We start from the raw sequence: 21,096 nt of genomic DNA, 5'->3' as shown, positions 1-21,096 counted from the left end.
AGTTTTACATGCAATTAGCATTACAGAATGTAAGGATTACCATTGAGACATAGATCTTGTTTGTTAAAATTCAATGAAAACAGGTGCTTAATAACATTTTATTAACACCCCGCCCGGAGGCGGAGTGGCGGTTTATAGCGGGCAGTGTGAACGTTGGAGGCGAGGAAGTTTTGTGTCGTCGTCAGCAATATCAATCACCAGCACATTTTCACCACGCTTAAGTGCGATGCGCATGCCTTCACCATCCGGCATGACCTGCATATCGGTGATCGGCTGCTGATTGTCAAAATCCCACGCGCAGACAAATTCAGGGCTTTTTTCAGCGCTGCGCAATACCAGATAACTTAGATCCTCAATAGCCGGATTATCAGGAGCCTTGCCTTGCCAGAGTTCGGCCTGCCCGTGGAGCCACAACGCCTGTCCATTCAGTGCCGTACCAAAATTGCGCGGCTGGCTATTAGTCAGTTGAGCGCAATGCGCATCCTGCATGATCGCAAGCGGCCCGGTGTGGCTGAATGTCGCCAGTTCACCTTCGACATCAAGCGCTTTGCCATGAAGATGAAGTGTCCAGTCAATCTGCTGGCGATGCGGATTTTGCACGTTACTGATGTCAATCAGGGCGTTGTCCAGCCACAGCAAACGGCGACGGAAACGCACATCGCGCCAGGCATCGCTGTCCCACTGCACGCGCGTATGGCTATCCAGTTCCGGTGGGGTTTGCCGCCAGTCCACTTCCGTATCGAGCCAGCAAAACGCCTCGCTTTCATGGTACTGGCGCACCACGGGAATCGCAGGCGGTTGGTTCGTCTGGTTAACGGTAATCGTATTGTGCGTGGCGCTGTTTTTGTAATACGCATAATGCATTGGCGCGCCGTAACCGGTCGTTCCCAGGTCGGGTAAGATTTCTTTAGCACCATTAAACAGCACAAGATTCAGGCGATCGTAGTGGTCATGTTCGCCACCGTAAGGCGTATGTTTCACCAGCAGCGCACGCTGCTTTGCTGCGTTGCGCCAGAGGGTCAGGCCGCAATCCGGGGCATGTAAATGCCCGGTGGGGATCAACTCCGGAACCTGTTCTGGCAGTGGCCTTGTGTAGAGAAATGCATCCAGATTCAGGCGCGGATGATGCTGATTAATCGCCTTTAACGCGGCGGCATATTGGCTATCCTGGTAGTAATACCACGCAAATTCATAAAGATGGCCGTGATCGAGTTTTTCCTGGCCGTAGATACAATCATTGATGCGCGGGAAGGTGCCGTCTGGCATCAACAACGTCAGTGGGAAACTGAGCATCTTTTTATAATAGGCTTCATCAAGCAGGCTCCAGCGTGTGCCCATCGCCAGCTTTTCAAACGCCAGAAAACCTTGCAGGGCGTAGAAATGGTAATGAACCGAGCCTTCAAACCACAACCCTTCTTCAAACAGACCGTGTTCGAGTTGATAACGCAGCCCGTAAGGCTGGTTTACCGCAAACTCCAGCAGCGAATCATCTTCCAGAACCAGGCCCATCACACCCACTGCGCAGCCGATTTTGACCTCATGGTTATGTAATTGCGCAGTGCGGTGAGCCATCAAAAATTGCGCACCTTCTCGCAGCAGGCGCGTGATGATGTATTCACGTTGCTCTGCGGTCAGTGCTTGCGCGATGCAATCAAACCCGAGGGTGAAATCCAGCAGGCAGTTGGCTTCGCACAGCGTCTGGGCGTTCATTTTCCCCGGCCCGTTATAAGGAATATCACCGTGAATGGCATAGCCCGGATAAAACTCCGCATAGCGCATCAGCAAATCACGGACTTTCTCGAAATAAATCTGCTCGCCGGTTAATTGCCATAACACACCAAGCTGGTGGCAGGCTTTGGCATTCAGCCCATTTAGCTCGCGCCACCATGCGCCGTCGTAAGGCTCACCGCTAAACTGCCGCCCGTCTACCGGGCAGCGATGAGAGGCTGGGGAGTGTCTGTCCCACATCAGCCTGACCCCGTGGTCGGGGCAGTAATAATAGAGATTCCACGTTGCCAGCGCCGTTTCAGGCACGTGCAACGGGTTGTTGAGTACCACCGAATTATCGGTAATCAATTGTTCAATAATTGCTGGCTGCTGTTTAATCCGTTGCCGAAGAAGAATAAGTTGTTGCGTGGTGAACTGCTTCATCGCTCGATCCTTATTCTCATTCAGTGTTGTTTTAACGGGGTAATAAGATGAGAAATATCGTCCGGATATTTCGCCATTAACCACTCCGCTTTTTCAGTAAACAGCTTGTCGTCTGGCCACGCGCGAGCGGCGCTCACCATATTCACCAACGCTTTTTTATCATCCATTTTATCAATATCCTTCCATGGCCAGGTTTCATTGCTATTCACGAAGTGCGCGACGTAGGTATAACCCTTGCGCAGGCTGTGATCGTCAAGGTTGAAATTCCACACATCAACCCCGGTCACTTCCCCTAAACGCCCCAGCTTGTTGTAAGCCTCGAGGTGGAAATTGCTGTAATGCCAGGGGCGAGTGCGCTCAATTTCCGCCATCTGGCGGCCTTCTTTATCAAAATGAGAGGGGATGCGGCGCAGTTGCGTGATTTGCAGCCGTTTTTTAGCCGCCAGCACATCGCCACTAAACAGGGCAAATGACGCGGCCTGTAAATCAAAATAAGTGCCGTGGTTGTTGTGCCAGTTGTCCTCTTCAAAACCGTTCTGGCTGGTGGTCATCCAGTGATAAAAATCGCCATACCATTGTTTTATCTGCCCGTAGTCATCGTCGCTTAGAACATTAGCCGGGCGTAACAATTCAACAGCATCAATCACTTCCACCAGCGCGCGACTATCAATCAGGCCGATTCCTCGTCCATCGTTAATGCCTGGAATTGACTGCGCATGTTGCAGATTCGGGTTCATGCGTGTTTCGGATTTCACAAACCAGTTCAAAAGCTGATCGCGGGCTTTTTCAGCGTAGGCCGGGTTTTGAGTAAATTGCCACGCCAGCGCCAGCGTCCAGACATCATTGCTCATGTTGACCAGGCGTTTTTTGTCTGTGGCATCACTGTTGGCATCAGGGTTTGTCTGGCCATCTTTGCGAATATACGGCAGCCCATCTTTGGTCGTTGGGTCCGGCCACCAGTAAGGCGGGAAACTGTAGTAATCATGCTTATCCCCGCTGGCGGCGGTGAGGGTTTTATCCATCACGGAGTACAGCGGCTTGGTTAGCGCTTTATCCGCTCCGGCAATCAGTTTTTGATATGCGCCGATAAACTGCGGATTTTGTGCTTTTACTTGTTGTTGGCTGTAGCGTAAATCATCCAGTTTTATTTGCAGCGGATGCGCATCGGCGGCATACAACGGTGAAGTCGTTAATACTCCTGCAACCGCCAGTGAAATTAATGACAGGCAGGACAATAAAGTGGGTTTGCTCGGGCACATATTTTCTCCGTCCATCGGCAGAATGAATTTAGGGTGATAAAAGCCATCACCTTATTAATTGTCGGTGTTATTCGTATTCATCAATTGTGAGAGTGGAAATAATATTATTGATGTTGCCTGCGCAGTGTAAGAGGCGGAATTAATTTTTATGTGATTTACTTCAAACTCTTGTTTATGATGCTAAATAACCCCTGAAAGCGAGTTATAGATCACGAAAAACAGCACTTTTAAATCTATTTTTATAAGTTGCTAAATTTGTTTAAATTTATATTGTCATGTTTTTATTGAATATTTTTTATTGTGTGTTTTGTGTCGCATTTTTAAATGTGACTAATGACACACTTCTGCATTGTGAAACGGTATTTCTGTTTTTGACCGTTGTGTTTAACACAACCATTCTATTTAATTATCGGGCAGCTTTTCTTTTATCGAAAATAATCTGCTTCACTCCATTTATTCAATTATCAAACCTCTTAAAATAAGGATGTGAAAATAAATGTTCTCTACAAAATTAAAATCCGTATTTCTGATATCCGCACTGGGGTTAAGTGCTTCACAAGCATTTGCAGCCCAAACGCTTAATGTCTGGATTCGTGCCAGCAACGACTCAAAAAATATCTACAAGCAAGAAGCGGAAACCTTTGAAAAAAAGACCGGCATTAAAATCGAATATTTTAATGCCACGACTGATTTCGAGCAGCGCCTGGCGCGTGCGGCGGCGGGGAATGCGCTGCCGGATCTTATCTTCAATGATGCGGTCGCCATTGGGCAATTCATTCAGCTTGGCATCGCCGAAGAAATCGACCCGAAAACCATCGCCGGGGGCGACAATATTTACCCAACCGCCTGGGAAAGTACCCGCTACACCGACGGGAAATACTATGGCGTGCCGACATCCGCTCAAACCTTCGCCCTGTTTGTGCGCAAAGACTGGCGTGAAAAGCTGGGAATGCCTGCACCAAAAACCTGGAGCGATGTCGAGAAACTGGCAAAAGCCTTCACCACGCAAGACCCTGACGGCAATGGTAAAAACGATACCTACGGCTTTCTGTTGCCAGGCTCTACCACTCGCGGTTATGCCAGCTGGTTTATGAGTGCCTTCCTGTGGCAAGCCGGGGGGGATTTTATCCGTGAAGGGGCGACAAAAGGCACATTCAAAGCCTCGCTCGATGAACCCGCTGCGACGGAAACCTTGCAGTTTATGCGCGGCATGTTGTGCGAAAAGGTAGTCCAGCCAGGCGCTATCAATGCCACGACGGCCGATATCATCCCTTCATTCCGCTCCAGCCAAACCGGCATGTTCTTCACCGGGCCGTATCACATCGCGTTATTTGATAAAGACCCCGGCAAAGACCAGTTTGAAGTGGTGACGCTCGAAGGCCCGAAAAACAGCGCCACGCTGGCTGAAGGCACCACGGTCTTCATGATGAAAAGCAGCAAGAACAAAGAGGCAGCCCGCAAGTTCATCGAATTTATGATTTCCCAGGAAGGGCAAGAAATCGGCATGGGTAAAGGCAGCAAACATATGCCGGTGGTGCGTTTACCGGTGAACAAACAGGTGGACACGCAAGCGGTGTATGACGACGCACGCTGGGCGACTTTCGCCAGACTCTACGCCGAACAAGGGCGCTATGTGCCGCAAGTGCCGAACTGGACGCCAATCCGCCAGATCACCGCCGATGGTTTTAACCGTGTTCTGGCTGACTGCAACAGCGATATCAGCGCGGAGCTGAAAGCCACTAACGAGAAGGTCAACGCTGAACTTGCTAAACAGCAGGTGCTGGCGAAGTAGGTTTGGTGCCAAACGGTGGATGACGCTGTGCTTATCCCCCCTTCAAAACCAAGCGTAGGGCGGATAAACGCAGCGCCATCCGCCACTTAACTTCAAAAAAGAGCAAAAAAACGATGTTAACTTCTCGCCAGAAACGAAACCTGGTGCCGTGGATATTTTTGGCTCCGGCACTGGTCATTTTTACCTGGTTTAAATTCATCCCCATGCTGCAAGGGTTGGTGATGAGTTTTTACAAGGTGAACTTCAATCAACCAGATGAATGGGTTGGGTTTGCCAACTTTGCCCGCGCTTTTGCCGATATCGAACTGCATTCAGCCGTGTTCAACACCTTCCTTTATGTCGTGGTGACGATGGTGGTTGGGGCGGTGCTGGCATTCTTCCTGGCGATGTTGCTTGAAGGTCCCGCCCGCCATTTGCGCTTCATCCGTACTGCGATTTTCCTGCCTGCGGTAACGAGTGCGGCTATCGTCGCTGAAATGTGGCGCATCCTGTTTAACCCAACGCCGAACGGGGTGGTGAACCATATTCTGAGTTGGTTTGGCGTGGCCGACCAGGGGTTCCTCGCCAGCTCCGATCAGGCGCTGTGGGTGATCATGCTGCTGCATATCTGGAAAGCGGTGCCGTACAACATGGTGATATTTATCGCCGGCCTGGCGGGTATCAGCCGTGATTTATATGACGCCTCAAACGTTGATGGCGCGAACTGGTGGAACCGCCTGCGCTACGTCACGCTGCCTGGCATGATCCCGGCTATTTCCGTGGTGTTAATGCTCTCGTTTATCCGTGGCTTCCGCGTGTTTGCCGAAGTGTACGCCACCACTGGCGGCGGGCCGTCCGGCGCGACAGAGATGATCATGACCCACATCTATAAACTTGGTTTTGAGCAATTTGACTACGGCTATGCTTCGGCGGTGTCGTTCCTGTTATTCGCCTTCACCGTGGTGCTGACGATTTGTCATCTCACGCTGAAAAAGCGCATTGCCCGCTATTAAGGAGCTGCCCATGTTAGGTAAACGTTGGGATATCGTAGGCCGCTGGATGATTTATGGCCTGCTGTTAATTGTATTTGTCGGGCCGTTCTGGGGCATTGTCGCCACCGCATTCAGCGGTGCGCCCGTGAAGCCTGGTGAACTGTTGGCCTGGCCGAATGAGTTTTCAATGGAGAACTTTATCTTTGCCTGGCAGGACATTGGCGTCTGGCAATACCTGTTGAACTCGATGGTGGTGGTGTTCTTCGGCACCATTTTGCAGGTCTCAGTCAGTGCGCTGGCGGCCTACGCCTTAGCGCGCAAAAAGTTCGTTGGCGTCTCGTTGGTCAGTTTGATCATCCTTTCCACCATGATGCTGCCGGAAGAGGTGATCGCCATTCCGCTGTACATGATTATCAACTGGCAACTGCCGCTGATTGACTCGTCACTCTATAACACCTATCTGGGCATGATCATGCCGGTGGTGGGATGGGCGTTCTCCATCTTCGTGCTCAGCGAATTTATGGCGGCGATCCCCAAAGAATTAGAAGAAGCTGCGCGTATAGATGGCGCGAATGAATGGCAGATTTTCTTCCACGTTATCTTGCCTCTGGTGAAACCGGCGCTCGGCACCGTGGTGACGTTCGGCTTCATCATGATTTGGGACCAGTACCTGCTGCCGCTGATTGTGGTGAACAGCGACAGCCTGAACACCATTCCGGTGATCCTTGGCCGCTTGCGTACCGATGAAAGCATCACACCGAACATCTTTATTGCCATCACCTTACTGGCGATGTTGCCGAGCATCATTGTGTATCTCGGTCTGCAAAAACATTTCAATCGCGGGATTATGTCCGGCGCGGTCAAAGGATAAGGAGCGACACATGGGGTCTGTAGTGCTTAAAAATGTCTGTAAATCATATGGCGACGCACATGTTATTAAAGATGTCTCGTTGACCATTCCAGACGGTGAGTTCTGTGTGTTGGTTGGCCCGAGCGGCTGCGGAAAGTCTACCTTGCTGCGCATGATTGCGGGGCTTGAAGAGATTACCGGCGGCGAGGTGGCGATTAACGAAAAAGACGTCACTGACGTTGAGCCGAAGCTGCGCGATATTGCGATGGTGTTCCAGAGTTACGCGTTATATCCGCAAATGACCGTGCGCGAAAATATGGGCTTTGCTCTCAAAATGGCAAAACTGCCAAAAGCGGAAATCAGCCGGAAAGTGGAAGCGGCGGCAGACCTTCTCGGCCTGGGCGTGTTGCTCGATCGTCTGCCAAAAGATTTATCCGGCGGCCAGCGCCAGCGTGTGGCAATGGGGCGCGCCATTGTGCGTAATCCGCAGGTGTTTTTATTTGATGAACCGCTCTCGAATCTCGACGCCAAGCTGCGCACTCAGGTGCGGGGCGAAATTCGTGAACTGCATCGCCGCCTTAAAACGACCTCGGTCTACGTCACTCATGACCAGATTGAAGCCATGACCATGGGGCAGATGATTGTGGTGTTACGCGAAGGGCGAATCGAACAGGTCGGCAGCCCACTGGAATTATACGACCGCCCGGCAAATCTATTTGTTGCCGGTTTCATCGGCTCGCCTGAAATCAATCAGTTAAAAGGTGAAGTGGTACTACAAAACGGAGAGATGATGTTACGTCTTGCCGATGGCTCTTTATTAAGCTTGCCGCCGGGCGTGCAGGTGAAGCCGCAGCAAAAAGTGGTGTATGCGATACGCCCTGAACAGGTCAATGTGGTGGATGAAAGCGAGCAAAGCGGGGCGCTGAAGGCGACCATCACCGCTATTGAAAACACCGGTTCCGATATGCAGTTATTCTGCAACACTGGCGGGGGAGCCTTTACCTCGGTGTTTAAGCAGCGATTAAATGTACGGGAAGGTGAAACGGTATGGTTGCAGCCCAGAGTGACGGGTATCCACATTTTTGATGCCGACAGTGGGCAGCGCGTAGCGTGTCATTAAGAAGGAGCGATTGATGAAGTTATACACCCTGGATGTTACGTGCCTGGAGAATGCTCGCCGTGGTTTGCAGCAACCTTTTTCGCCGCTGCAACTGGCGCTGGGGAGACTGGTTAGCGAGGCGGATAAACTCCGCGGGCAACCCCCTGAAAGCGTAGTGCATAAAAAGCTGCGCCCGGTGAGTGGCGACCCGCACGACTACTACAGCCTGGGGACTTACTGGTGGCCCAATCCACGCAGGCCAAATGGCCTGCCGTATATCCGCCGCGACGGGCACACCAACCCGCAATGCCAGAACAATGACACTGACACCACGCGCATTATTCGCATGTGTGAACGTAGCCTGACGCTAGGGCTGGCATGGTATTTTACGGGGCATCGCAAATACGCGCTTGCGGCGGCAGAGCAAATCAAGTGCTGGTTTCTTGATGAACAGACGCGCATGAACCCGCATTTGAATTACGGCCAGGCGATCCCTGGAATAGTGTCCGGGCGCGGCACGGGGCTTATCGACACCCGCTTATTGTGGATGGTTATCGACACCATCGGGTTGATAAGCGATGCAGGTGTACTGGACACCGACGATATTATCGGCTTGCATCAGTGGTTCCGGGACTTTAACCACTGGATGTTCTTTAGCGATGTTGGCCATTCGGAATACGTCTGGCACAACAACCACGGCACCTGGTATGACGCGCAACGCGCGGTGAATGCGCTGTTCTACGGGGACAAAGGGCTGGTGGCGCGCATTATCCAGCAGGGAATCACGCAACGTATGGCGGCGCAAATTGACCAGGAGGGCAAACAGACCATGGAACTTGAGCGCCCGGTGCCGTTCCACTATTCCTTGTTCAATCTTGAAGCCCATTTGCTACTCAATCGCTATGCCGAACATGTCGAATTCGACCGCTGGAATGCGGTGCAAGATGGCCGAAGCGTGAAGCTCGGGATTGATTATTTGATGCCGTTTATCGCTGACCCGGATTTGTGGCCATATCGTGATTTAGACGGCATTGTCTGGGATAGCGCATTGCGCCTGTTGTTGCAATCCATGCACGGTTATCCAAAAGACGCGACGCGCTACAAAACGGTACTGGCGAGTTTCCCGGAAGATACGCTGAGTTTGCGTGAGCAACTGATGTGGTGCGCCTGAAATGTGTAGGTTTGTCGGGTGTTGATCACCCGACATGTCAATAATCAGTGCTGCTGATGGTTTACTAAATTGGTCAGATGCACGTCAGTCTGGCTCATACATAACCCGGCTTTGCGTGCATTTCGCACTTCGTCGAGAATCGTATTGAGTAAAACGCCTTCTTCTTCTTGTTCGCGATCCATGGTCTTCAGGAAATTCAGCGTCGGGTAATCCTTTAACTCCGTCGCTTCAGCGGTCAATTTATTTAAAGTGGCACAACGCTGTTGGTAATCTTCTACCGTTTTTTCAAACAGCATTTCCAGAGAGTCGCATTCGCTTTGTGGTGATTCAATCGCCCCCACAATGGGAGTGCCGCCCGCTTGCTTCATAAAGTTAAATATACGCATCATCTGCGTGACATTGCACTGCGCCTGGTTTCTTAAAAATGTCGCGGTACCCGTCAGGCTTTTTTCAGAACACCAGCTGCTTAATCGTAAATAGAGATTGGAAGAGTAAAAATCGCGGTTAATCTGCAAGTTGAGTCTTTGAACCATGCCGGAGGTTGCCATAATCATTTCCTTATTGAAGCGGAACATCGGGTAAAGGTCGGGGGAGAAGCTTTTAAAATAATACCTCTTTTGGGTTATTTTCAATACGTTTAATTCTGCCGTTTTACCCTTATTTACAACATGCTTCACTACGAAATATTAAAAACAAAAAATGAAATAATTATTAGGCTTGAGGTTTATCTTTGGTAATTAAAATTCCATGATCAATGTTGTGATTCACCATCGAAAAATGAATATCTGATCTGGCGTCTTTTTGTTTTAGATCACATTTTGTTCACTCGCTAATTTCGCCCGCGATTGTTTTCGGTATTGCAGCGGCGTCTGGCTCATCATTTTTTTGAAACAGGTAATAAAATAAGTCACCTCGATAAAACCGACTTCCTGCGCGATGGCATCAATGCTTAACGGCGAAGTGCGCAATAAATCGCAACTTTTCTTGATACGCCGCGTCAGCAAGTATTCATGAATGCTGCCCCCGGTTTGCTGGCGAAAAATACGCGAGGTATAGCTGCGAGATAAACCGATGGACTGCGCCAGCTCATCCAGCGAAAACTTGCCGCTGTAATTGCTTTCCACCCATTGCATGATGCGTGACGCAACTGTCTGTTGAGGCTGAATAAATTTCTGCGGCTGCTCGGGCAGGAAAGCCATGATTTGCATCACCAACAGCGCCACATCGCTGGCGGTCGAATGCCCATTAAGGCAAAGTTTGTCGAACTGCTCGAGAATGACCTCCATAAACTCTCCCTGTTCACTTAAATCGTAAACCTGCGCCGGGGCATTGCTGGCCGCAAGGGCCGAAAATTGTGCCAGCTGGCGCGGGAAAGCGTGCAGGGTGCTCATTATTGACGTGTGCTCAATATGCATAGTGGTGCGGTGGTAGTGATTGGTATCGCTGGCATCGACGTGAACCTTGTGCAGACGAAACGCCGGGAAGATAAATAGCCGCCCAGGCCTGGCCGTGTAATGCTGGTTATCGACCACGACTATTCCATATCCCTTTGAAATATAGAGAAACTCAGCACACTGATGCCAGTGGTAATACTGCGCGCTGGAGGCGCGTAGCCGATGAAATGAGATAACCTGGCTATCGAGGGTGATCCGCTCCATAAATTGTTGTTCGCTCATTTCCCCTCCAGGACAATAAATTTAAGTTTTTACGCCATGATTTGTAATTTATTGCCCCTGGATTTAGAAAAAGCCAGTGAAAGTGAAATAACGGTTTATTTTTGTGATGCGGCTCACTCTGACTCAGGAATAAAAGCGACTACTCTTTGCATCAACGCGCAAACTGAGCGCACAGAAAATATGAATAACAACAACTTACAATATTCTCGTGTCTGACGGGAGGAAATCTTGCAACCTGAAAACATTACTCTAAATAACCCTCTGAAAAACAGGGACGATCTTCGTAAATTGGTTAATCAATTATTGAATGCCGTTTCGCCATTCTTTAAAAAAGATGCCAGTCGCGTCGATCTTGCTAATTTCACCGCTCATTACGGGCAGCAAATTGCAAATATGGAAACATTCTCGCGTTTGCTGTGGGGCGTCACCCCACTTTTGGCGGGAGGGCATGAACCGGAACAATTCTCTTTTTATATTCAGGCAATAAAAAACGGCACCAACCCTGAACATGCAGATTACTGGGGGGAAGTCGCACCTTACGATCAGCGTATTGTGGAAATGGCGGCCTACGGATTAATGCTGGCGGTGGCGCATAAACCGCTGCTGGCGCACTTTAGCGAGCAAGAAAAACACCATCTTTGGCAATGGCTGAAGCAGAGTGAAAACCAGGATATCCCGGATAATAACTGGCATTTTTTTCCGATTCTGGTGCAGGTCGGTTTCCACCATTGCGGCATGCCGAATAATGCCGAAGCGCTCGAAAAGCATTTCGCGGCAATGGAGCACTACTACCTCGGCGACGGCTGGTATTCAGATGGTCCAGGTCGCCCGCGTGATTATTACATTTCGATGGGATTCCATTTCTATGGGCTTATCTACGCCAAATTAATGGCCGACGTTGACCCGCAACGCTGCCGGACATTGCGCCAGCGCGCCACACTGTTTGCCGCCGATTTTATCCATTTCTTCGCCGATGATGGCGCGGCGATTCCTTTTGGCCGCAGCCTGACTTATCGCTTCGCGCAGGCTGCGTTCTGGAGCGCTGCGGCCTTTGCAGATCTTGAGGTGTACGAGCCAGGCGTGGTGAAAGGTATCGTGCTGCGCCATTTACGCTGGTGGCTGCAACAGCCGCTGTTTGACCGCGATGGCGTGTTGAGCGTGGGTTACAGCTATCCGAACTTAATTATGGCGGAAGATTACAACGCGCCCGGTTCGCCTTATTGGGGACTGAAAACCATGCTGGTGCTGGCGCTGGGTGAAAACGATAAATTCTGGCAGGCCCAGGAATTACCGTTACCTGCACGGGAAGCGGAACACAGCATTCCTCACGCCGCTCAAATTCTGGTTCATCAGGACAACCATTTATGGATGGTGACGTCAGGCCAGCTGGAGCTGAATAACTTCGTTAATACCGAAGCCAAATACTGCAAATTCGCTTATTCCACTCGCTACGGTTTCACCATCGAGCGCGGACGTTACGGCCTGAATCACGCCGCCCCCGATTCAATGCTGCTGCTTTCTGAGAAAGACGATTATTGGCGCGGACGCAGGGCATGTCAGCAAGTCACCACTGCCGACGGCATGATTTATAGCCGCTGGCAGCCGTGGAATGACGTGACTATCGACACCTGGCTGGTGCCGCTTGGCGACTGGCAAGTGCGGGTGCATTACCTCAAAACCGAACGTGAACTCGATTGTGCCGAAGGCGGTTTTAGCCTGGCCAATCGCCCCTTGCCGCAAACTGAGCTGGCGGCGTCGAAAAGTGTTATGCGGACGGCGACCGATACCAGCGCTATCTACTGTTTAAGCCCGCAACCGCGTACAGGAGAGCAGGTTTTAACGCCGCCAAACAGCAACTTACTGTTCGCCGAACGAGCGGCTGTCCCGCTGCTGCGCGGTGAATTAAACGTGGGTACACATCTGTTAATCAGTGCCGTTTGGGCAGGGGATACTGAAGACTTTAACGAACAATCTTGCCCGCAAGCCATTATCAGCGAGGGCGCTGTACGCCTGGTGATGAGCCACCACCAAAAGCACGTATTGTTTCTGGAGAACCCTCAATGAATAGTTCAACACCAACGCGTACTGCTCAAATAAAAATGAGCACTTTTATCTTCCTCTACTTTTTCACCTGGTCTTCAAGCTTCGGGCTGTATGCCCTGTGGTTGAGCCAGAAAGTAGGGTTGGACAGCATTACCATCGGCAGCGTTTTCGCCATCAACGGCGTCTTTGCGGTGGTGATGAAACCGGTCTACGGCTACATCATGGACAAAATCGGGATGAGCAAATGGCTGCTCTATTTTGTCTGTGCTATCTCCGCGTTAATGGCGCCGTTTTTCGTCACGGTTTATCAACCGCTACTGCTCACGCACACCACTATTGGCATCGTCATTGGCGCGTTTTATCTGAGCCTCGGCTGGTACGCAGGGGTTGCGGCGTCCGAGTCGTACGCGGATAGATTCAGCCGTTTGTATGGCCTGGAGTTTGGGCGCATCCGTATGTGGGGATCGCTCGGCTGGGCGATGGCCGCATCGGTATCCGGTTTGCTGTTCAACTACACGCCGCTGGCAAACTTTTTGGTCAGCAGCACCACTTCCGTCTTGATGTTGGTGGTGTTGGTCAGCCTCAAAATTGGCGATGAACAGCTACGCAATAACAACGTGATTTCAGCGAATAAAATTGTGTTTTCCGATGTCATCATGTTGCTGAAAAACCGCAAATTCTGGATGTTCAGCCTGTATGTGGCTGGTGTGGCATGGATGATGTTTGTCGCCGAGCAGCAGTTCCCGCGCTACTTCGTTTCGTTCTTTGACACCAAAGAGCAGGGCAACGCCTGGTACGGCTATTTGAGCACCGTTCAGTCCGGCATGGAATTCGTGATGATGATGTTCATTCCGGTGCTGGTTAATCATTTCGGTGCGAAAAAGGGTTTGCTGCTGTGCGGCTGTGTGGTGGGTTTGCGCCTGATTGCCTCAGGCCTGACATCCGATCCGCTGGTGATTTCAATCATCAAGCCGTTCTACGGCGTGGAAATCGCACTGTTGCTGATCTCCGTCTTTAAATACATTGCCGAGCATTTCCACAAAAAGGTTAACGCCACCATGTATTTACTGGGTTATCAGGCGATGATTTATGTTGGTTCGGTGGTCGTCGCACCGCCAGCCGGTTATCTGTACGACAAAATCGGCTTCGCACACACCTACTTAATGATGGGCTGCTGCGCGCTGGTCTTCACCCTGATTTCCGCTTTCACACTCTCGCGCTGCCAGTCAACACGCGCGGAGTCTCAAACCTTCTCACCCGCTTTAGACACTTCACCGGTCGAGCCGGTAAAACATTAATTAAAGGAGACGTTATGACCCGTTCTGTAGTCACTGAAAAAGTTGTGACCGAGCCACTGCGCCCTATTGAATTGCATCAAGTAGACCGCCTGGCTCTGAAACATAAGCTTGATAAGGCGTTGCAAAGCGTCACTAAAAAGCTGGATAAGACGATTGTTCTGGTAGGGGATAAATTCCCTAACGAAGCCTGTGAAGGGGGCAAGTGGAAACCTGCTGAGAACAACGAGTGGACCACCAGTTTCTGGCCTGGGCAACTGTGGCTGGCGTGGGAGATGACCGGCGAGGATAAATATCGCCAGGCGGCAGAGCGTTATTTACCCTCTTTTGCGGAGCGTTTAGACCAGCGTATTGAAACCGCGACTCACGATTTGGGTTTCCTTTATACGCTCTCGTGCGTCAATGCCTGGCGCTTAACCGGCAATGAAACTGCCCGCCAGACTGCGCTGCAAGCGGCAGATATCCTGATGGAGCGTTTTAACCCGGTGGCGAAGATCATTCAGGCGTGGGGCGATTTGAATGATCCAGAACAACAGGGGCGGATGATTATTGACTGTAATATGAACCTTCCGCTGCTTTATTGGGCAAGCCAACAAACCGGCGATGCTCGTTACGCCGAGGCGGCAACAGCGCACGCAGAGCAGGCGGCGAAGTACATTGTTCGCCCGGATGCCTCCACATTCCATACCTACTACATGAATGTGGAAACTGGCGAGCCGCGTTTTGGAAATACGCACCAGGGTTACAGCGACTCTTCGTGCTGGTCGCGAGGACAGGCGTGGGGCATTTACGGTTTCTTGCTCACGTATCTATATACCGGCGATAAAAGTATGGTGGATCTCACGCGCAGCCTGGCGCATTACTTTATCAACCGTTTGCCGGAAGATGACGTTTGCCACTGGGATCTGGCGTTGCTGGGTACTGATGCGGTGCGCGACAGCTCGGCCGCGGCGATTACCGCTTGCGGGCTGCTGGAACTGGTGAAAGTGCTGCCGGTTCTGGATGAACATCGCGCCCACTACGAAGAGATGGCGCTGCGCATAATTCAGTCGCTGACCGATAACTACCTGGCGCGGGACGATGAGCCATGCGAAGGCTTGCTGAAACATTCGGTTTATCACATGGCAAGCGGCAAAGGTGTGGATGAATGCTGTAGTTGGGGAGACTATTTCTACCTTGAAGCACTGGCACGCGTGCGCCAGGTGTGGAGTCTCTACTGGTAATTTTCTCGCCCCCGTAATGTTGCGGGGGCAACATGGAGAGTCGTGATGAAAACCGTTGCAGTCTTACTGGCGCCTGGTTTTGAAGAAGCAGAAGCCATTGTTACCATTGATATTCTGCGTCGTCTTAAAATAAATGTGCGTACACTTTCTTGTATTGATTCGCGCGCCGTTGTGAGTTACCACGATATACCGATGGTCGCCGATGCCACCTTGAGTGAATGTTTCGATGACACATTTGATGCCGTTGTTCTGCCCGGAGGCCCGGAAGGCAGCGTATTCCTCGCGAAAAGCGCCAGCGTGATTGCCTTCGTCCGCCGTCACGATGAACTCGGAAAATTTATCTGCCCGATTTGTTCCGCAGCCGCCCGCGTGTTGGGCGGGAACGGTTTACTAAAAGGACGCCGCTATGTTTGTTCCGGTGATTTATGGCAGCAGGTTGGCGACGGCGTTTATGTTGATGCCGATGTCGTTGAAGACGGCAACCTGATATGCGGAAGAGGATTGGGGAAAGTGTTTGATTTTGCCCTCACCGTAGCGGCTCGCCTCGAAGGTGATGAAGCTGCCGCCCGCGATCATGCGGAGCATATTTATTATCCGTGGTAGTGGTGAACACTCAGGAGATTTTCCTACCAGAATACAATTTTTACGTCATAAATAATGAGCAGAAGTTGATGTAGCTTCTGCTCATTATTTGTTAGTTTTGCGTAATATAAGACTGTTTTGGAGGTCACGTATTTAACAATAGAGTTTGTATTAATAATATTGTAGTGCGTGTTAAATGATTGATTAGCTATGTTGTATTTACTAGGTGCTATTTCTATATGGATTAATTGAGTCATTTACAGGGAAGGAGTAAGCAATAAATGATAGCTTGTGAGTTAAACTATAATGACCGAACTCCATATTGGACATTGAGATTAAAATGTTTAGGTGTTGGAGTATTTTATGTTTTTTCAGGCCTGTACGCTTTTGAGAATATCCTTGAATTCTCTGATAGGAAAAACGGCCCGATACCTTTAGGGGAATATTGGATAGTCGATGGGCCGAAGGGGGTATATTCAAGGTTCAAACAGTTTGAAAAAGAAATTAGGACTGGGAATGACTATGACAAGTGGTTTGCATTATTTAAACAAGATAGCGTAACGGATGATTATACATCTGTTGATCTTTTTCAGCGTGGGAGTTTTAGGGTGCATCCCTTAAGGCCTGATGGCAACGGTGTGTCTGATGGTTGCATCACGTTCTACAATCAAGCAGAGTTCAATACAATCCGGGAAGCCTTATTACTTACTCAGCAAAAAGTTATTGGTAGTGCTGGGTTAGTGGCTTATGGGAAAATTAACGTAATAGGAATCCCTCGTGCATAATCGTTCTTATTGCATACATAACTTTCTTTGGGTTTTGTTATCACCAATCGGATTTGTAATTACATTTATAATGTATGAGTTTGATGTGAATTTATTGAGTTTATTTCCCAGTATAGATATGATTTTTAGCAGATGTATGGACATGCTATTTTCAACTTTTTGTTTATCATTGATTTTTTGGTTGTTTGTGAAATATATAGTTAAATCAGCCAGAAGCACCTTCAAGTATGGTGTTTTTTACTTTATTTTGTTTTATCTCACACATGGTTTGTTCGTTTTATCCGATGCGATAATTTTTTCTAAAGAGATGGTTGAGCAATTTTTAAATGAATTGGATTACTTCTCAGCAAACTCTCCCATCGATAATTTTGAAAAGCAGAAAGAGTTGCGAGATTCGATTTTGATTTTTGGTTTCTTCTTGCTTGATACTTTAATTTCCAGCGCTGCTGTCTTCTTCCTAAAATTACTGAAACTTTTCCCTATACTTACTCCTTTACCCAAGGAGTAAGCCATGGCTATCGAGTTGGAAACCCTTAACCTGCCTCAACCAAGCGGCGGTGTGCCTAACAATGTGCTGCCGCTTGTGCTTTATCATCATGTTCCTCACGAATTACGTCACAATAAAAATATTTCAGTATGGCAACTCATAATAACTGAATAGTATGAATTCGGTTGTTGTGAGCTTTAATGTTGTGATTGTCTCTGTTCGGTATTTTAATTCCCCTTAGTTGTTGTTAATTCAAAATATGGAGAAAACAAAATGGCAAGTGTCATTTATATGACGATTAATGGTGAAAAACAGGGCATGCTTTCTCAAGGATGCGGGACTGCAGACTCTATCGGCAACAAATATCAGTTTGGACATAAAGATCAAATTTTAATCTACGAGTTGTCGAACGTAATAACCCGAGAGCAAAATGCCGTTCATCACCCGCTAGAAATAAGAAAACCCATCGATAAATCAACACCTCTTTTGGGTGTGGCCATCTCTAATAATGAAAAAGTAGAATGTGAATTTTTCATGTACCGCACTTCAATAGCCGGCGGGATGGAGCTTTTTTTTAAAGTTAAACTCACCGGTGCGACGCTGAGCCAGATGCGATTTTTCTATCCCAACTCTCTGACCCACAATGATGTACAACCCCAGGAAAGTATCGCCATTCGCTATGAAACAATAACCTGGGAACACATTTCTTCAGGAACAAGCGGGTGGAGTTTATGGAATGATCGGGTGAACTAATGGGAACTTCCGCAATTTCTCATTTGAAATATGACCTGGACAACTATGTTGTCGCGCTAAAGCGAGTGGCTAATCTTGCTGCCAGTTTCTTCCTGGAAGATGCCATCATCAGGATGAACTATTTGAAGGAAATCGATGACTATATAAATGAGATGAATTATCGATTCCATCAGACCCTTGGTCCTAATGAAAGGATGCGAATAGTCAATGATGTGAAAGCCGAAGCTGATATGGCAGAGCGGGAATATCAGCTTTTAAGGCTTGGGAATTATACAAAATACATTTCTACGGAGATTTTTGAAGAGCAAGGTGTTTTGAAATATGTCAAAATTGCCGGTGGGGTGGTTGCTGGAGGAGTTCAAATATCTACCGGTTTGGCTCTGCTCGAAGTTAGTAAGAAACTGCATGTGAAAAAAATGGGCGCCATCGGTGTTGTCCTGGCAGCTCATGGCGCTAACAATATGTTTGAATCATTATCTCCGGTTCTTTTTGAGCATCAAAGTGTAGGACCTGTGAGATGGATTTACAGAAAGGGTGCGAAAATTCTTGGTTATGATAAATATAACGGTGATTTAATTTATGAGGGAGTGGATTTTTGCGCCACGTTATATGGTGCGGTCAAAATGCCGGTTGAATTTCAAAATTCAAATAGGCTGGTTCCTAAAGGATGGTTTGAGCGCCCTGGTACTGGTAAGTTATTCAATAGTTGGCGTGGTGACTATATGTCTAAGTGGACTAAAAAGAATCTGGCGATGAAAGGATTCCTGGTTGGTAGTCAATTCAAGAGGTTTACTGTTGAGTTCATAGAAGATGGGTATAAATATGAAGATAACTAATTTTTTGTGAGTTTTTAAAAAATTAATTTATGTAGTTAGATAGTTGATTGTATAAATAATGGAAGTTTGTTTTAACTGTGGACTTCCATTATCTTAGCAGGTCGGTTATTTGGTTCTTGCTATATATCGAGTGCTTTTAGTTATGATGTAATTACTGCTTCAGGTTTTTTAATTTTATTATGGTGTGAAGTTTAATTAACTTTACTGTTGTGACTATGTTTAAGCTCTCTGATTTTGCGGCGATGTGGATAGCGTAAAGCGTAGAGAATAATGAAATGGAGAACATTAGCAGTGTACTCCGAATGTCACCATACATGAGTATGATACCCATTGTTAGCAAACACCCAATAATGAAACTAACGAATGGTGTAAAACATGATCTTTTGGCAATCAATAGGATATATTTTATAAAATCCTTAGGCTCAGATTCAGGAATCGATTTTCTTTCCAAACGATACCATTTTCTCATCGCATGGAATTTATTTTTCATAGTCAGTAGTTCGCGGTAGGTAAATCCACTGCTCAAGATTATTTTTTTAATATTCATTGTTCACTTAACATCCATGTAGAAGAGAGACTATTTACCAGGAAATGTATGATACAAGTAATGCCAGAGGATGGGTAGATAACAATTTATATTGCACATTATATAAAATTGGTGAATTTATTAGTTGATTGATATAACTAAAAACAATCAATTATATTTCACATCTCTTCATGAACTATTAATAAAGGAGGTTTTTCTATTCTTACTCCTTTACCCAGGGGATCACTCATGGCAATCGAACTGGAAACCCTAACTGGCCGCCATCCTGGGAGAGCAGGGAGGGATCATTAAAGTCTGGTAGCGAACCAGCCGCAGGGAGGCGCTGGCTGAACTTATGGACAAATAAGCTATACGCTTATTCATTTGTCTGACATATGCCTCTATTTTTATGTCTTTAATTGCTAAATACATGCACGGTTTTACTGTATTTCTGCTGTGTGATTGCGCTCTCCTATGGATTATTAATTTCCCGCTACAACTATCCCAAGCCTAAAAAGCTAAAAGCCAGCAGTGCTAATGGCTTGTTTTAACTAAATCTTACCCTACATAAAATAAAATCGAGCGGGAGTATTCCATGCACAAATTTACTAAAGCGTTGGCGGCCATTGGTATCGCTGCCGTTATGTCACAATCCGCTATCGCAGAAACGATGAAACTCGGCTTTCTGGTCAAACAACCAGAAGAGCCATGGTTCCAGACTGAATGGAAATTTGCCGATAAAGCCGGGAAAGATCTTGGTTTTGAAGTGATAAAAATTGCGGTTCCGGACGGCGAAAAAACATTGAATGCCATCGACAGCCTGGCGGCTAGCGGCGCGAAAGGCTTTGTGATTTGTACGCCTGATCCAAAACTCGGTTCAGCGATCGTTGCCAAAGCAAAAAGCTACGACATGAAGGTGATTGCTGTTGATGACCAGTTTGTTACTGCCAAAGGTAAGCCAATGGATACGGTGCCATTAGTGATGATGGCGGCGACCAAAATTGGCGAACGTCAGGGGCAAGAGCTTTATAAAGAGATGCAAAAACGTGGTTGGGATGTGAAAGATTCTGCCGTGATGGCGATTACCGCTGACGAACTCGATACCGCTCGCCGTCGTACTTCGGGTTCAATGGAAGCTCTGAAAGCCGCCGGGTTCCCGGAAAAACAAATCTACAAAGTCCCAACCAAATCTAACGACATCCCAGGCGCATTCGACGCCGCAAACTCCATGCTGGTTCAGCATCCGGAAGTGAAACACTGGCTGATTGTTGGCATGAATGACAACACGGTGCTGGGCGGCGTGCGTGCTACGGAAGGTCAGGGCTTCAAAGCGCCGGATGTGATTGGTGTGGGTATCAACGGCGTGGATGCGATCAGTGAACTGTCGAAAGCGCAGGCGACAGGCTTCTACGGTTCCTTGCTGCCAAGCCCGGACGTACACGGTTATAAGAGCAGCGAAATGCTCTACAACTGGGTGAGTAAAGGTGCGGAGCCACCAAAATTCACCGAAGTGACTGATGTGGTGCTGATTACTCGCGATAACTTTAAAGAAGAGCTGGCGAAAAAAGGCCTCGGCGGTAAGTAATCTGCGAATACA

Annotated in this window: 19 protein-coding genes; 15 read left to right on the top strand and 4 right to left on the bottom strand. The window is 48.4% G+C overall.

All coding sequences use genetic code 11. The features are described 5' to 3' along the window. Positions 1-132: 132 nt before the first annotated feature. Together GBAG_RS11740 and GBAG_RS11735 are read right to left on the bottom strand one after the other, a co-directional pair. Positions 133-2,151 carry a heparinase II/III domain-containing protein gene (locus GBAG_RS11740; RefSeq protein ID WP_034496122.1) on the bottom strand — a complete coding sequence of 673 codons (2,019 nt, stop codon included), beginning with the start codon at positions 2,149-2,151 and terminating at the stop codon, positions 133-135. A gap of 20 nt (positions 2,152-2,171) precedes the next feature. After that, the gene (locus GBAG_RS11735; protein WP_051873701.1) at positions 2,172-3,410 is read right to left on the bottom strand and encodes an alginate lyase family protein; all 1,239 of its coding nucleotides are present in this window, start codon (positions 3,408-3,410) and stop codon (positions 2,172-2,174) included. Positions 3,411-3,906: 496 nt separating this feature from the next. Between GBAG_RS11735 and GBAG_RS11730 the strand changes: the two genes are divergently transcribed. The 5 genes from GBAG_RS11730 to GBAG_RS11710 all read left to right on the top strand — a co-directional run bounded on the left by GBAG_RS11730 (position 3,907) and on the right by GBAG_RS11710 (position 9,293). Continuing rightward, on the top strand, positions 3,907-5,202 hold the full coding sequence (locus GBAG_RS11730; protein WP_034496119.1) for an ABC transporter substrate-binding protein: 1,296 nt from the start codon (positions 3,907-3,909) through the stop codon (positions 5,200-5,202). Between the two features lie 113 nt (positions 5,203-5,315). Further along, positions 5,316-6,194, top strand: a complete 879-nt coding sequence (locus tag GBAG_RS11725; RefSeq protein ID WP_034496117.1) for a carbohydrate ABC transporter permease — start codon at positions 5,316-5,318, stop codon at positions 6,192-6,194. 10 nt (positions 6,195-6,204) lie between these two features. Further along, positions 6,205-7,044, top strand: a complete 840-nt coding sequence (locus GBAG_RS11720; RefSeq protein WP_034496115.1) for a carbohydrate ABC transporter permease — start codon at positions 6,205-6,207, stop codon at positions 7,042-7,044. A gap of 10 nt (positions 7,045-7,054) precedes the next feature. Beyond that, a complete protein-coding gene (locus GBAG_RS11715; RefSeq protein ID WP_034496114.1) occupies positions 7,055-8,143 on the top strand; it encodes an ABC transporter ATP-binding protein in 1,089 nt (362 codons plus the stop codon). Positions 8,144-8,156: 13 nt separating this feature from the next. Beyond that, a complete protein-coding gene (locus tag GBAG_RS11710; protein WP_034496112.1) occupies positions 8,157-9,293 on the top strand; it encodes an alginate lyase family protein in 1,137 nt (378 codons plus the stop codon). A 44-nt stretch (positions 9,294-9,337) separates the two neighbouring features. Here GBAG_RS11710 and GBAG_RS11705 read toward each other — a convergent pair whose 3' ends face one another. Further along, a complete protein-coding gene (locus tag GBAG_RS11705; RefSeq protein WP_034496110.1) occupies positions 9,338-9,841 on the bottom strand; it encodes a non-heme ferritin-like protein in 504 nt (167 codons plus the stop codon). Positions 9,842-10,099: 258 nt separating this feature from the next. Then, positions 10,100-10,969, bottom strand: a complete 870-nt coding sequence (locus GBAG_RS11700; RefSeq protein WP_034496107.1) for an AraC family transcriptional regulator — start codon at positions 10,967-10,969, stop codon at positions 10,100-10,102. A 228-nt stretch (positions 10,970-11,197) separates the two neighbouring features. On the opposite strand from GBAG_RS11700, the gene GBAG_RS11695 reads away from it, so the two are divergent. The 10 genes from GBAG_RS11695 (at position 11,198) to GBAG_RS11650 (ending at position 21,084) form a co-directional block, all read left to right on the top strand. Next, entirely contained in the window at positions 11,198-13,033 is a 1,836-nt protein-coding gene (locus tag GBAG_RS11695) for a DUF2264 domain-containing protein (protein ID WP_034496104.1), read from the top strand. Beyond that, positions 13,030-14,310, top strand: coding sequence for an oligosaccharide MFS transporter (locus GBAG_RS11690; RefSeq protein WP_034496102.1), 1,281 nt, complete (start codon positions 13,030-13,032; stop codon positions 14,308-14,310). Before GBAG_RS11695 ends, GBAG_RS11690 begins: the two co-directional genes overlap by 4 nt. Before the next feature lie 14 nt (positions 14,311-14,324). Next, positions 14,325-15,530 carry a glycoside hydrolase family 88 protein gene (locus GBAG_RS11685; RefSeq protein ID WP_034496101.1) on the top strand — a complete coding sequence of 402 codons (1,206 nt, stop codon included), beginning with the start codon at positions 14,325-14,327 and terminating at the stop codon, positions 15,528-15,530. 45 nt (positions 15,531-15,575) lie between these two features. Beyond that, complete coding sequence (locus GBAG_RS11680) at positions 15,576-16,133, top strand: DJ-1 family glyoxalase III (RefSeq protein WP_034496099.1); 558 nt, start codon at positions 15,576-15,578, stop codon at positions 16,131-16,133. Between the two features lie 260 nt (positions 16,134-16,393). Beyond that, entirely contained in the window at positions 16,394-16,897 is a 504-nt protein-coding gene (locus GBAG_RS11675; RefSeq protein WP_034496097.1) for a DUF2778 domain-containing protein, read from the top strand. Further along, positions 16,890-17,405 (top strand): hypothetical protein, encoded by a 516-nt coding sequence (locus GBAG_RS11670; RefSeq protein WP_167333343.1) that lies wholly within the window; start codon positions 16,890-16,892, stop codon positions 17,403-17,405. Before GBAG_RS11675 ends, GBAG_RS11670 begins: the two co-directional genes overlap by 8 nt. A 3-nt stretch (positions 17,406-17,408) precedes the next feature. Then, positions 17,409-17,558: a hypothetical protein gene (locus tag GBAG_RS22740; protein WP_156104879.1), complete on the top strand. Its 150-nt coding sequence runs from the start codon at positions 17,409-17,411 to the stop codon at positions 17,556-17,558. A 99-nt stretch (positions 17,559-17,657) separates the two neighbouring features. Further along, positions 17,658-18,137 (top strand): Hcp family type VI secretion system effector, encoded by a 480-nt coding sequence (locus GBAG_RS11665; protein WP_034496095.1) that lies wholly within the window; start codon positions 17,658-17,660, stop codon positions 18,135-18,137. Then, complete coding sequence (locus GBAG_RS11660; RefSeq protein WP_034496093.1) at positions 18,137-18,973, top strand: DUF4225 domain-containing protein; 837 nt, start codon at positions 18,137-18,139, stop codon at positions 18,971-18,973. The genes GBAG_RS11665 and GBAG_RS11660 overlap by 1 nt, the downstream gene beginning before the upstream one ends. A gap of 1,121 nt (positions 18,974-20,094) precedes the next feature. Continuing rightward, complete coding sequence (locus GBAG_RS11650) at positions 20,095-21,084, top strand: arabinose ABC transporter substrate-binding protein (RefSeq protein WP_034496091.1); 990 nt, start codon at positions 20,095-20,097, stop codon at positions 21,082-21,084. The last annotated feature ends 12 nt before the right edge of the window (positions 21,085-21,096 follow it).

Source organism: Buttiauxella agrestis ATCC 33320, assembly GCF_000735355.1.
GTDB classification, from domain to species: Bacteria; Pseudomonadota; Gammaproteobacteria; order Enterobacterales; family Enterobacteriaceae; genus Buttiauxella; species Buttiauxella agrestis.
This window is presented reverse-complemented; position numbering and strand designations above follow the sequence as displayed.